Source organism: Pseudomonas sp. GW821-FHT04C07 (assembly GCF_059420325.1).
Genome location: NZ_JBWKTM010000002.1, coordinates 299,945 through 312,626, shown reverse-complemented (window position 1 = coordinate 312,626; position 12,682 = coordinate 299,945). Strand labels below are relative to the sequence as shown.

The following is a 12,682-nucleotide window of genomic DNA, read 5'->3' as shown; positions in this document are numbered from 1 at the left end:
ATGGGCAAATTACGCTGGTTATGCCGTACAAGTAGCACGATCTCCCGGCGAATGACCTGTGCAGACAGCTCCTTGGGTAGCTCAAAGGGCGGTTTGATCAGGATCGCCAGATCGACTTCGCCAGTGTCGATCTGACTCAACAGATCGAAATAATTTGAGCTGGACGCAAAAATTTGGGTCTTTCAATCAAAAACAACAAGTCTAGAATCAGTTCGACTCCCTACAACCGAGGATTGATCCTATGAAACTTTCTCCCTTTCACTTGGCCATCCCGGTTTTCGATCTACCTGCAGCGCGCAGTTTCTATGGCCAAGTGTTCGGCCTGGAAGAAGGTCGTTCCAGCGATCACTGGGTCGACTTCAATTTTTTCGGCCATCAACTGGTCATCCATGAACATGCCAAAACCGCTTCCCAAGAATCCGCACACACCAATGCCGTGGACGGTCATGACGTTCCGGTCCCGCATTTTGGCGTGGTGTTGGCGATGGATGAGTGGGAAACCCTGGCCGAACGACTGAAATCCCTCGACACCCGGTTCGTGATCGAACCTTGCATCCGTTTCAAGGGCCAGGTGGGCGAACAAGCCACCATGTTCCTCTTCGACCCTTGCGGCAATGCCCTGGAGTTCAAGGCATTCAAGGACATCGATCAGTTGTTCGCCAAGTAAGCCTGAGGACGAGGTATTAACGTTTCCTGAAAACCTGCTTATGTGTATGTATCGCCCAGTCGGCATCGGCCAGCAAATCCTCGATCGATTCGTGACGCTGCAGGTCATATTCGATCTGGCCGACGCTGAAGCGGATGGCGTAGCCGCGCTGCAAGGTCGAGTTACGCTCATCCAGAATCTCTTGCAGGCGCGCCATGATTGCCGAAGTCTCCACGTGATGGGAGCCGGTCAGCAACGCCACGAATTCATCCCCATCCAAACGGCCGATCACATCACTTTCACGAAACGCGATGCGAAGCACGTCAGCGAAGGTTTTAAGCGCGTTATCACACTCGGCATGGCCGTACCAATCGCTGATCCGTTTGAAGTCGTCGAGGTAAAAAAATAGCAGCGTCGCCGGCTTTTTCAGCCGTTTACAAGCGCTCAACCCGTGTTGGGCCAAGGCCTCGAAACCATGGCGATTAGACAGCAGCGTCAGTTCATCCATGCTCGCCACCTGCACTGCCGCCAACTCCTGCTCAGCCATGCGCGCAAGCTCACTTAGCAGCTCGCGCTCTTCGTCGTTCAGTTGGCGGGGTTTCGTGTCGATCAGGCACAAGGTACCGAGTGTGTCGCCATTGGCGGCGGTCAGCGGGCAGCCCGCATAAAAACGAACGCCTGGTTCGCCGACGACCAGCGGGTTGTCATGGAAGCGCTCATCGTGCTGCGCATCCGACACCATCAGCATCTGGTCCTCGAGGATCGCATGGCCGCAAAAAGAAATATCACGCCCGGTCTCACTGACCGCCAGCCCAGCGCCGGACTTGAACCACTGCCGGTCTGCATCCACCAGACTGACCAAGGCGATCGGCACATTGAACACGCGCCTGGCCAGACGGGTCAGGCGGTCGAAGCGCTCCTCCGGGGAGGTGTCGAGGACATTCAACGAGCGCAGAGTCTCTACGCGGGCATTCTCATTGACAGGTTTGATTGGGGCCAGCATCACGCACTCCTTTGGCATGTATGTTCCGTTGATCAGTCCACACGCGGATTTACTCCGCGATATCTCTCACCTTAGCTGAGTCGTCTCCATGCCGTGCCCCAGCGGGCACGGCCCACCCGCTGTGGCCCACAGTTTGAACCGGGTGACAAAAATGTCATGGGCGACCGGCACCGGTGCCCGTGTTCCGCCGGGGTTCCAGCCCCACAGCACCAGTTTGTCGTCGCTGACGTGTTTGATCAGCGCGGCAAAGTCGCGGTCGCCATTACTCGATTTATCCTTGATGAGCTGGCACAGCTTATCGGCCGGCAGGCCAATCCAGGCCATTTTGTGCGCGGGCGGCGGCAGGCTCCAGTGCGGCGCGCCCGGAGGCGCGTGAGGCCCATAACTGGCGGGAGGATTGGTCTCGGCGTGGCAGGTTGCGCAAGGCAATCCCGCCGCACCCTTGCCGTCCTCACCGCGCACCACGTCCATGGCATGAGGAACGCCGGCATCGAATTGCAACGGCGAATCGCCGGGTATGTGACAGTTCTGGCAACGCGGGCTCTGGAAGACTTTCTGCACCGTGGCAAAGGCTGCCAGCGCCGCCTCATCCCTGGCAAACAGATCGTCGGCATAGCCACCAAAGCCGATCAATATCAACGCGCCCAGAAACAACTGTCTTTTCATCTCAAACCCCTGCCAGGCGCAACGGTAATTCGCGCAAGCGTTGACCGGTCAAGGCAAACACCGCGTTGGCCACCGCCGGTGCCGTGGGCGGTACACCGGCTTCACCGATGCCTCCGGGCTTGTCGCTGCTGGGCACGATATGCACCTGGACCAGCGGCATTTCGTTCAGGCGCAGCACCTGATAGTCATGGTAGTTGGACTGCACAACGCGTCCCGCCTTGATCGTGAGTTTGCTGTGCAAGGTCGAACTCAGGCCAAAGGCGATGCAGGACTCCATTTGCGCAGCAATGCTTGCCGGATTCACCGCAATTCCGCAGTCCACGGCGCAGACAACCCGATGTACACGGATCGCCAGGTTGTCCTGAGATACTTCGGCCACCTGAGCGACGTAACTGCCGAACGACTCATGCACGGCAACCCCCAACGCATGTCCCTCAGGCAGGGGCGCTCCCCACCCGGCCTTCTCCACCGCCAGATTCAGCGCGCCCAAATGCCGCGGATGGTCCTTGAGCAACATTCGCCGGTATTCCACCGGATCCTTACCGGCCGCAGTGGCCAGCTCATCGATCAACGACTCCACGACAAACGCGGTGTGACTGTGCCCCACCGAACGCATCCACAACACCGGGATCCCGGTTTTCGGTGAATGCAGATCCACCTGATGATTCGCCAGACCTTTCATATAAGGCCCGTCGGCCAGCCCCTCGACGGACGTACCGTCGATACCGTTCTTTACAAAACCTGCTTCGAACGGTGTGCCAGCCATGATCGACTGCCCCACCACCACGTGCTTCCAGGCAATCGGTAGCCCATCAGCACCAAGACCGATACGCGCCTGATGCAAAAACGCCGAACGGTAGTAACCGCCGCGCACATCATCCTCGCGGGCCCAGACAGTCTTGACCGGTGCCTGGGCCGCTTTGGCCACCTGCACCGCTTCGCTGACAAAGTCCGACGACGGGTTGGCTCGCCGGCCAAAACCTCCGCCCAGAAAGGTCGTATGGATCTCGACTTGCTCGGGCTTGAGGCCAGTGATTTTCGCTGCAGTTTGCTGATCCATGGTCTGGAATTGAGTGCCAGTCCAGATTTCGCATTTGTCCGCAGTGAGCTTGACCGTACAGTTGAGCGGTTCCATGGGCGCATGGGCCAGGTACGGCACGCTGTATTCGGCGACGACGGTTTTCACCGCCTTGGCCAAGATGCCAGCCGCATCGCCAGCCTGGGTCGCAGACACGCCTTGCGTGGTGGCCAACTTGCGAAATGTTTCCAGTAGCGTCCCACTGTCCAGATCGGCATGGGGCCCCAGGTCCCATTCGACCTTCAGTGCATCACGGCCCAGTTTCGCCGCCCAGAAATGCTCGGCAACCACCGCAACGCCGGTGGGCACCTGCACCACCTTGCGTACCCCTGGTACGGCCATGGCTGCTGCGCCGTCGAAGGATTTGACGGTACCGCCAAACACCGGCGAACGAGCGACCATCGCCGTCAGCAGCCCGTCGAACTGCACGTCCATGCCGAACCGGGCCCGCCCAGTGATTTTCTCCGGGGTGTCGAGACGTTTGGTCGGCTTGCCGATCACTTTCCAGTCTTTCGCCTCCTTGAGCTTTATCGAGGCCGGATCCGGCAGCGGTAGCTGACCGGCGTCATTGGCCAACTCGCCATAACTGGCCCGATGATCACCGGCAATGACCTGTCCTTGCTCGGTACGAATTTCGGAGGGCGCGACGTTAAAGCGTTTGGCAGCCGCCTCGATCAACATGATCCGGGCGGTCGCTCCGGCCAGACGGTAACGGTCGAACTCCATCCAGGTGGACGTCGAGCCACCGGTCATCTGCATCCCGCCAAAGGCCGGCAAGCCATAAACCGCCGCTGCCGGAGCATGTTCGACGCGAATCTTCGACCAATCGGCGTCCAGCTCCTCGGCGATCAGCATGGACAACCCGGTCCAGATGCCTTGACCCATTTCCGAATGCCCCAGCAGCACCGTGACGCTGCCATCACTGGCGATGCGCAGAAAGGCGTTGGGCGCAAAAGGTCTGTCCGTCCCTGACTCAGCCTGGGTGAAACGATGGGCCCCGGGAATGACAAAGGCCACGACCAGGCCTCCGCCTATCAGTACTGTGCTTTTGAGAAAGTTACGCCGCGAAGTCTCTATCACGCGATTCATCGCCAAGCCTCCAGGTCCACAAGTACGTGCCAACGGCGCACCGCGGCTTTTCAGCCGAGCTCGGCCGCGCGCTTCACTGCAGCGCGAATACGTGGATAGGTACCGCAACGACAGATATTCCCCGACAAGGCCTGATCGATATCGCGGTTGCTCGGCGAGGGAATTTTCGCCAGCAAGGCTGCTGCCGACATGATTTGTCCGGACTGACAGTAACCGCACTGCACCACATCGAGCTCAGCCCAGGCCCGCTGCACCGGGTGCGAGCCGTCTTTCGACAGGCCTTCGATGGTGAGGATTTTTTGCCCTTTGGCCACCGCCGAGGCCGGGGTGATACAGGAGCGCAACGGCGCGCCATCGACATGCACGGTGCAGGCACCGCATTGCGCAATGCCGCAGCCAAACTTGGTGCCAGTCAGGTGTGCCACGTCGCGCAGCACCCAGAGCAGTGGCATGTCATCGGCGACGTCGAACTGCTGCGCTTTGCCGTTGATGTTGAGCGTAAGCATGGTTATCCCTCATGCCGATGACAGGACTCACGGGGTCCTTGAGCTGCGACGCTGTGGCCGACCCGGTCTACGCGCGCATTGGGTTATCCATAGAGCTAAGCGCACTTTGCCAAGCGGTTCATTTTCAGCGACCACCGGTCACGAAAAAGGGCCGCTTCTTTCGAAGCCGCCCTTTGCTGACACCCATCAATTTCCTTATAGCCGAGGCCCGAACAAAATCCCTGTGTAACGCATAAGAAACAGCATGGACACCAGCGTCACGATCCCGAGTTGACCTTCGTAACCATAGGCACCGATGACGCCGGTGCACAGCAGGACCACACCGAGCCCAAGGACCTTGCTCGATAGTTGCAGGACATTCTGAGGGGAGCTGAAGAATTCAAACACTTGGGCGTACTCCTGAAATGGTTCAGTTGTACTGTTGACCTATCAAGTCCCGCGCCAAGTTTAAATACCATATGTATCAGCCACTTAAGACAACAATGGTCAATATGACCATAAGCATAATTGGTCTTAATGACCACATATGCAGTCATTTAGACTGCATCTTGAAGCATTCTCATTTTCCAGATCAGGACATAATTGTCGATCTACGGCGCGGCCGGACGACTATCGGGGGGCTACGCTGTTATTGCGCCGTGACTACCGAAAAGGAGAACCGCCATGCAACGCATTCAAAAGATCACTCCATGCCTGTGGTTTGACGACCAGGCCGAAGCCGCCGCCGGGTTTTATTGCTCACTCTTCGATCACTCGAAAATCACCGCTATCACTCGCTATGGCAAAGCCGGTTTCGAGCTTCATGGCCGGCCCGAAGGTTCGGTGATGACTGTCAGTTTTGAGCTGGACGGTCAAACCTTTACCGGCCTGAACGGCGGACCGGTGTTCACCTTCAGCGAGGCCATTTCGTTCCAGGTCAACTGCCTGGCCCAGGATGAAGTCGACCACTTCTGGAACGCCCTGTCTGAAGGCGGTGACAAACAAGCCCAGCAGTGCGGCTGGCTCAGGGATAAATTTGGCGTTTCCTGGCAGATTGTTCCGACCGTGCTGATGCAGATGATGAAAGATCCCGACACAACAAAATCCCAACGGGCCATGCAAGCCATGTTGCAGATGAAGAAAATCGATATTGCCGCACTCGAGCAAGCCTTTGCCGGTCAGAGCTAATACACTCTAGAGCTGGCCTGCCGATGGACGCCCGACGATGACCCATAACCCTGCGAAAGATGCTGACAAGGCGCCACGCTTCTGGCGTGACGAAGCCTTGCCTTTTATCGAAGTCCGCTCCATCGCGGACGGCCGCGAGGTCTGCTACGCCCGACATTCGCACGAGCACTTTTCCATTGGTGCAATTACCGCAGGGCAAAGCACCTACATTCATGAGAACAGTCACCTGAGGGTCAGCGCCGGTACCGTAGTGCTGATGAATCCCGGTGATGTCCACGCCTGCAACCCGATCGACGATCAGCCCTGGTCGTATCGCATGTTCTACGTCGACACGCCTTGGCTGACCGATCTTCAGCACACGCTGGGGTTCAGTCCGGAGCTGGACTTTCGGGCTTTCTCCACCACCCATACCACCGACGCCAGCCTGTATGCAGGGCTGAACCGGCTGTATGAGGTACTGATCGACGAACAGGCCGAACCACTGCAAAAACACAACAGCGCAGTGGCGTTTTTCTCTGACTTGCAGCAAAGACTCAACCCCTCTGAACTCCTGGGCCGTGAGATCAACCTCAAGCTCGAACGGGCGGCAGAGTACATTCGGGACAATTGCACGTTGGCGTTGAAGCTCGATGACATCTGTGAGGCTGCGCAGCTATCGGCCTCCTACCTGACCCGTGCCTTCAAGCAGCACTACGGTATGACCCCTCATGCGTTTCTGGTGAATCGGCGTATCCAGTTCGCCCGGGCGCAACTGCGCAGCGGCAAATTGATTGCCGATGTCGCACTGGAAGCCGGGTTTGCCGATCAGGCGCATTTTCAGCGGGCGTTCAAGCAACATCTGGCGGCGACGCCGGGGCAATATCGCGGTTGAGTTCCCCTCATGGCCTCACAAATACAGCACAAGCCTTGTGGCGAGCCCTCCTCAACACAGGGTCCGTGCTCGGCTATTAAATAGCCCTTTACAGGATCCTCTCTGCTTTACGGCAACAACAGATAAACCGCACTCGCCGCCAACAGAAACGCCATCAACCGATTGAACAGCCGCATGCCCTTGGGGTTGCTCAAGTAGTGACGCAGAAAAGTCCCCGCATAAGCCCAGCACCCCACCGAGACATAGCAGACCACCAAATACACCGCGGCGAATTTCCAGATCAACGACGCTTCTCCATTCGCAGCAAACGCCCCCATCCCCGCCACGCAGGCCAGCCAGGCTTTCGGATTGAGCCATTGCATCACCGCACCGTAGAACATCGACGGCGCCCTGTCGGCATCTCCGGCATTCAGCCGACCATCGTCAACGGCCAGCTTGTAGGCCATGAACAACAGAAATGCGACCCCGGCCAACTGCACCACACCCGTCAATGCTGGCCAGAGCACCAGCACTTCATGCAGGCCAAGCCCCATCAGCACCAACAACAAAACGAAACCCAGCGTCGCGCCGGCCACATGCCGCAGGCTGGCGCGAAAACCAAATTGCGCGCCGGAGCTCAAGGCGACGATATTGACCGGTCCAGGGGTAATCGAGGAGGCCAGGGCAAACGCGGCCATGGAGATAATCAAACTCATCACATACCTTCCTTCAAGTCAGTTGGGTAATTCCAGCACTCAAGATAAAGAGCGCTCCCATGTCTGTATTGAAGAAAAATCCCCCCGTGGAGTGCGGTATGGATGGCTCGCCTGCTGACTGCAGGGCGCAGCCACGGCCACTGAGGGCCTCAACGAATCAGCATCGCCGCGGCAGCCGCTACCATGATCGCCGCCGCGCCGCGGAACAGCCGCTGTTGCGCTCGCAAGCTCGACAGCAGGTGCCGGATGCGCACCGCGCCGACAATGAACAGCGCGCCAACGCCCAGCAGAACGAGAATGGTCAGTGGCACCAGCATCAGCCCCCAGGTCTGCAACGAGACCGTCTCAAGGTTGATCACCAGCGGCAACAACGCCAGATAGAAGGCGATGGTCTTCGGGTTGCCCAGGGTAATGGTCAGACCGGATATCGCCGCCGACAGCAGCTCCTTCTTCTTCACCTGCTTGCCGACTTCGATAGCCTGATGGTTGGCGAACCAGAACTGCCAGGCCAGATAGCACAGGTACAGCGCCGCCGCCCAGCGTACCAGCTGGAACAACGCATTGAAGTGCTCGGCGATCATCGCCAAACCAAAGACCGCAAATGACAGGTAGGTCAGATCGCCGAGAATCAACCCAAACAGCAGACAAAAGCCCGACAACGCGCCACCGCTGACGCTGCGCGCCACCAGCGCCGCCATGCCGGGGCCGGGAATGGCGGCCGCGATGCCCAGCGCTGCCGAATAGGTAAGTACTTGTGTCAAATCGAGCATGTCGCTTTCCTCAGGTAATTTATTATTGTATTGCTCGATGATTTCCGCTTCCGGCAAGCAAGGTTATCAACGGCTTCAACAGGATGCAGCGACCCACTGCCTGACGACTTCCCGGGAAAAAACCAGATCCTGCATAGCTAATCCGACCGGCTTGAAGATCGTCACGCCCTGGTTCAGGCTTGAATAAAGCGCACACTACAACCTCCTTGTCATTTAAACAGCGAAAGATTACCGGTCAACTTACTGATTTTTTTCTGTGGCCCGATCAAGCCAATGGCAACCAATTCTATGGCTGAACTATCGGCCTCGGAGATACGCGTCTCATACTCCTGATAAGTTTTGCAGGATTGCGCCAGCGCGCTGAATGGCATGGTATGGATTTCATCATCCGCCAGCGCTTTCTCTTGAAGCGCCTGCAAATACTCATTGGTGGATAGCAGAATCGGCAACGGTGCGTAGATGACTCCGGGGTAATTAACATTGTCACGGCTTTGCATGTCAGGTCCGACCAGACCTTCTACCGAACGCCCCAGGCTGACGCCGATGACGCTGACGGCATTGGCCGCATGTCCCAGCCCCAGTGCTTTGTCGACTACAATTACGCATTTGTGAACGGCAGCATCGAAATTCATTGAATCCTCCACAACTAACAATAAATCTTCAGTTCTTTGAGCTTTGTCACACTGAAGTCAGCCCAACCATCGAGCAGCCCGGCAAACTTTGTAGTGTCACTGCCGATGTCGATATCAATTACTTGCCAACTGGCAATTTTTTGCCACTTCATCACACCCTGCAGATGGTTGGGTTGAATCAGAAACGCAGAGAGTGTCTCTTGAGTTTCAAACAACCCCATTACCACAAAGTTCATAACCTGTTTGCGCCGACTTACATTCCTGCCGCAAGCCCGGCCCAATATTTCGTTGATATAAGGCGAAGATATTGGCCGGTCCAGGGTTAATCGAGGAGGCCAGGGCAAACGCGGCCATGGAGATAATCAAACTCATCACGTACCTTCTTCAAGTCAGTTGGGTAATTCCAGCACTCAGGATAAAGAGCGCTCCCATGCCTGTATTGAAGAAAAATGCCCCCCGGGAGTGCGGTATGAACGGGTCGTCTGCTGACCTTTCCCGGGATGATCGCTCCCGCCGTTTCTTCATCCGCCAGTGACACAACATGGCTGGCAGTCAAAACACGACGCAAACATTACCAATGTCGAGCAAACCGGCCTCAAGTATCAGGTTAGTGTCAATGGCATAACGCGCAGCGCGTTGGTCACCGGGTGTCAGCGTTGCTATAGCGCGCTGTACGCCCATTGGCTGTATGGATCTTCACACCAGCGGGTGACTGCCAGGCAGCAGGTCGAGCAATAGACATCCTGTCTTCTCCCGGTGGCGCCACCTCCGGGATGAGGCAGACGCTCGCTATCAGCATGGTTTTTTTACAATGGATGGGGAGGCGTAAGCCTTGCCGGGGTATCAGCAGTCGATCCAGCAGTTGGCCTGTGATTTGCTCCCTCTCCCATCGGGCTTCCTATCCTGGGAGTCAAGTTGGAGGTCAATATGCTTATCACAAAGCCTTTATTGGCATTAGCTATCGGCGCAATCTTATCGATATCAACCGTCCTGGTACCTGACACAATTTCTGGATTTTCGAGTGCCTATGCCAGGGAGGGTGGCAGCGGCCATGGTGATGGGGGCGGCGCAGGCCACAGTGGTGGAAGTGGTAGCGGGCATGGCGATGGTCATGCCGGCGAAGGCCACTCAGGGAGTTCGGCTTCTGGCCGCGATGGAAGTCATGCCGAACCTGGCGATGACCACGGCATTCACGCAGCCGGCGAGCTTGGAGATGACCACGGTGTTCACGCAGCAGGCGAGCTTGGGGATGATCGGGGCGTTCATGTAGGCGGTGAGCCTGGAGATGACAAGAGCGGGACCTGAAAGGCTGTATTGACTGACAACCTATAAAGTCTTGGGGGCAGGCTTTATAGGTTTTCTTTTGAATGAAGGAAGACAAACACCCAGGAACAAGACAATCCCCTTGCCCCCGTTTACGGGGCAGATCCCCCAATCCTGGTCTCGTTTTGGCGATATCGCCACCCTGAAAAAGAGGCTGATTGTTCCCCGACACATCACATACACTCTCTGCATCTGCGGGTGACACCTGAATCCAAGGCACAATGCAGCCACACTGCCTAATGCCAGTCAGTTAAGGAATTTCAGGTTCAGCACTGCCCCCCGTAGCAGCTGCCGAAGGCTGCGTCCGGCGGCGAAGCCGTCGCAAATCCTGCTTCCACGATTTGTCTGGAATACCGCAGTGACTGTTTTACGACTGCTGCGCAGCCGGACGCAGGCTTCGCCAGCTGCTACTGTCCGCGTAATGTCTTGACTGACTGGCATTAGCCACACTGCCTGAAATAAAAATATCCCATGGAGCCCATCATGGATCTCGCAACACTCACCTTATTTCTTCCCGCCTGTTTCGCTTTGAACATGGCCCCCGGTCCGAACAACCTGCTCTCGGTGAGCAACTCGACCCGCTACGGCTATCGCACCTCCTGCGTCGCCGGGGTGGGTCGCCTGCTGGCCTTTGCCGGAATGATCGCCCTCGCCTCGGCCGGTTTGGCCGTGGTGCTGCAGACCTCGGAACTGTTGTTCTACGGGATCAAGATTCTGGGCGCGGCCTATCTGTTTTACCTGGCGCTGCAGTTGTGGCGCGCCAGTCCCGAAACCGAAACCGAGGCGGTGAAAGCGCCGGTCGGCGTGCTGGCTCTGGCGCGGCAAGAATTTTTGGTGGCTGCCGGCAATCCAAAGGCGATCCTGATTTTCACCGCCTTCCTGCCGCAGTTCGTCGACTCGACACAAGCGGTCACACCGCAGTTCGCTGTGCTCGGTGCGTTGTTCCTGTGCCTGGAATGGATCGCCATCAGCGCCTACGCCTACATGGGCTTGCACATGCGCCGCTGGTTTGCCGAGCCACGCGGCAAGCGGATATTCAACCGCTGCTGCGCCGGGTTGTTGTCGGGTGCTGCTTCGGTGTTGCTGATGGCCCGCCGGGCTTGAGAAATTCCAGCGTTAGACTCGGAGTAGCAGTTGAATGAACATCAGCATTTTCTACGCACTGGCGGCCGCCGCACTATTTGGTGCGAGTACACCACTCGCCAAACTGTTAGGCCTGAATCTCTCCCCGATCCTGCTCGCCGGCCTCCTGTACCTGGGTAGCGGCATTGGTCTGACAGTCGTCAGGTTTATCCGCGACCGCCGTTGGCAAAAAACCGGTCTTACGCCGTCAGAATGGCCGTGGCTTATCGGTGCGATCGCTTTTGGTGGTGTTCTTGGCCCGATCGCACTGATGTTTGGTTTAACCCGAACATCAGCCTCGACAGCGTCACTCATGCTTAATCTGGAAGCCGTACTGACAGCGTTACTGGCGTGGGTCGTTTTCAAAGAGAATGCTGATCGCCGGATCGTGGCGGGTATGCTCGCCATCGTTGCCGGAGGCCTCGTCCTGGCGTGGCCGCAGAGTACAACCCGGTCTTATGAGTGGCTTGGGCCATTGGCTGTCGCTTTGGCCTGTGCTTGCTGGGCTATCGATAACAATCTGACGCGCAAGGTTTCTGCCTCGGATGCTCTTTTTACTGCTGGTATCAAAGGCTTGATCGCCGGTCTGGTGAACTGTTCTCTGGCACTTTTCCTGGGGGCTCAACTTCCAGATTTTTCCGTGCTTGGCCCCACGCTCATCGTTGGATTTCTGGGCTACGGCATCAGCCTGGTGCTGTTCGTTCTGGCGCTTCGAGGGCTTGGCACCGCACGCACCGGCGCGTACTTCTCTACGGCACCGTTTCTGGGCGCAGCCATTTCGATTTTGATGTTGGGCGAGCCTGTGTCCTTCACGTTCTGGGCGGCGGCCTTGTTGATGGGCACAGGTGTCTGGATTCATCTCACCGAAAGCCATGCCCACGATCACCAACACGACCCGCTCACGCACGAACACCGTCATGTTCACGACGAGCACCATCAACACGAGCATTCGTTTGAATGGGATGGAACGCAGCCCCACAGCCACGTACATGACCATGCGCCGATCCGCCACAGCCATCCGCACTTTCCAGACATTCATCACCGGCACAAGCACTGAGGTCACGCTCAAGCAAAAGCCGGAATTCGCTGTCGATTTTCCGGTGGAGGCTCAGCG

At 57.4% G+C, this 12,682-nt stretch carries 15 protein-coding genes and 2 pseudogenes; 6 read left to right on the top strand and 11 right to left on the bottom strand.

Features of this window, described 5'->3' with window-relative positions:
* Positions 1-26 precede the first annotated feature (26 nt).
* Positions 27-146, bottom strand: a pseudogene (locus tag AC07UI_RS05030) (LysR family transcriptional regulator); the annotation flags it as partial.
* A gap of 95 nt (positions 147-241) precedes the next feature.
* Here AC07UI_RS05030 and AC07UI_RS05025 point away from each other — a divergent pair.
* Entirely contained in the window at positions 242-667 is a 426-nt protein-coding gene (locus AC07UI_RS05025; RefSeq protein ID WP_494991443.1) for a VOC family protein, read from the top strand.
* 16 nt (positions 668-683) lie between these two features.
* Here the strand turns inward: AC07UI_RS05025 and AC07UI_RS05020 are convergent, their stop codons facing one another.
* The 5 genes from AC07UI_RS05020 to AC07UI_RS05000 all read right to left on the bottom strand — a co-directional run bounded on the left by AC07UI_RS05020 (position 684) and on the right by AC07UI_RS05000 (position 5,375).
* Entirely contained in the window at positions 684-1,649 is a 966-nt protein-coding gene (locus AC07UI_RS05020) for a GGDEF domain-containing protein (protein ID WP_494991442.1), read from the bottom strand.
* 66 nt (positions 1,650-1,715) lie between these two features.
* Positions 1,716-2,315, bottom strand: coding sequence for a hypothetical protein (locus AC07UI_RS05015; RefSeq protein WP_494991441.1), 600 nt, complete (start codon positions 2,313-2,315; stop codon positions 1,716-1,718).
* A 1-nt stretch (position 2,316) separates the two neighbouring features.
* Positions 2,317-4,482, bottom strand: coding sequence for a xanthine dehydrogenase family protein molybdopterin-binding subunit (locus tag AC07UI_RS05010; RefSeq protein ID WP_494991440.1), 2,166 nt, complete (start codon positions 4,480-4,482; stop codon positions 2,317-2,319).
* A 50-nt stretch (positions 4,483-4,532) separates the two neighbouring features.
* Positions 4,533-4,988, bottom strand: a complete 456-nt coding sequence (locus AC07UI_RS05005) for a (2Fe-2S)-binding protein (protein ID WP_494991439.1) — start codon at positions 4,986-4,988, stop codon at positions 4,533-4,535.
* A gap of 195 nt (positions 4,989-5,183) precedes the next feature.
* Positions 5,184-5,375, bottom strand: a complete 192-nt coding sequence (locus AC07UI_RS05000; RefSeq protein ID WP_494991438.1) for a hypothetical protein — start codon at positions 5,373-5,375, stop codon at positions 5,184-5,186.
* 276 nt (positions 5,376-5,651) lie between these two features.
* On the opposite strand from AC07UI_RS05000, the gene AC07UI_RS04995 reads away from it, so the two are divergent.
* Positions 5,652-6,155 carry a VOC family protein gene (locus AC07UI_RS04995; RefSeq protein ID WP_494991437.1) on the top strand — a complete coding sequence of 168 codons (504 nt, stop codon included), beginning with the start codon at positions 5,652-5,654 and terminating at the stop codon, positions 6,153-6,155.
* Between the two features lie 37 nt (positions 6,156-6,192).
* Complete coding sequence (locus AC07UI_RS04990) at positions 6,193-7,026, top strand: AraC family transcriptional regulator (protein ID WP_494991436.1); 834 nt, start codon at positions 6,193-6,195, stop codon at positions 7,024-7,026.
* A 107-nt stretch (positions 7,027-7,133) separates the two neighbouring features.
* On the opposite strand, the gene AC07UI_RS04985 is transcribed toward AC07UI_RS04990, so the two are convergent.
* The 5 genes and pseudogenes from AC07UI_RS04985 to AC07UI_RS04965 all read right to left on the bottom strand — a co-directional run.
* Entirely contained in the window at positions 7,134-7,721 is a 588-nt protein-coding gene (locus AC07UI_RS04985) for a LysE family translocator (RefSeq protein ID WP_494991435.1), read from the bottom strand.
* A 149-nt stretch (positions 7,722-7,870) separates the two neighbouring features.
* Positions 7,871-8,491: a LysE family translocator gene (locus AC07UI_RS04980; RefSeq protein ID WP_494991434.1), complete on the bottom strand. Its 621-nt coding sequence runs from the start codon at positions 8,489-8,491 to the stop codon at positions 7,871-7,873.
* A gap of 209 nt (positions 8,492-8,700) precedes the next feature.
* Entirely contained in the window at positions 8,701-9,123 is a 423-nt protein-coding gene (locus AC07UI_RS04975) for a DUF2000 domain-containing protein (RefSeq protein WP_494991433.1), read from the bottom strand.
* A 14-nt stretch (positions 9,124-9,137) separates the two neighbouring features.
* Positions 9,138-9,359 (bottom strand): hypothetical protein, encoded by a 222-nt coding sequence (locus AC07UI_RS04970; RefSeq protein WP_494991432.1) that lies wholly within the window; start codon positions 9,357-9,359, stop codon positions 9,138-9,140.
* Positions 9,360-9,387: 28 nt separating this feature from the next.
* Positions 9,388-9,495, bottom strand: a pseudogene (locus tag AC07UI_RS04965) (LysE family translocator); the annotation flags it as partial.
* 679 nt (positions 9,496-10,174) lie between these two features.
* Between AC07UI_RS04965 and AC07UI_RS04960 the strand changes: the two are divergent.
* The 3 genes from AC07UI_RS04960 (at position 10,175) to AC07UI_RS04950 (ending at position 12,625) form a co-directional block, all read left to right on the top strand.
* The gene (locus AC07UI_RS04960; protein WP_494991431.1) at positions 10,175-10,393 is read left to right on the top strand and encodes a hypothetical protein; all 219 of its coding nucleotides are present in this window, start codon (positions 10,175-10,177) and stop codon (positions 10,391-10,393) included.
* Between the two features lie 536 nt (positions 10,394-10,929).
* The gene (locus AC07UI_RS04955) at positions 10,930-11,550 is read left to right on the top strand and encodes a LysE family translocator (RefSeq protein WP_494991430.1); all 621 of its coding nucleotides are present in this window, start codon (positions 10,930-10,932) and stop codon (positions 11,548-11,550) included.
* Positions 11,551-11,584: 34 nt separating this feature from the next.
* Positions 11,585-12,625 (top strand): DMT family transporter, encoded by a 1,041-nt coding sequence (locus AC07UI_RS04950; RefSeq protein WP_494991429.1) that lies wholly within the window; start codon positions 11,585-11,587, stop codon positions 12,623-12,625.
* Positions 12,626-12,682 lie beyond the last annotated feature (57 nt).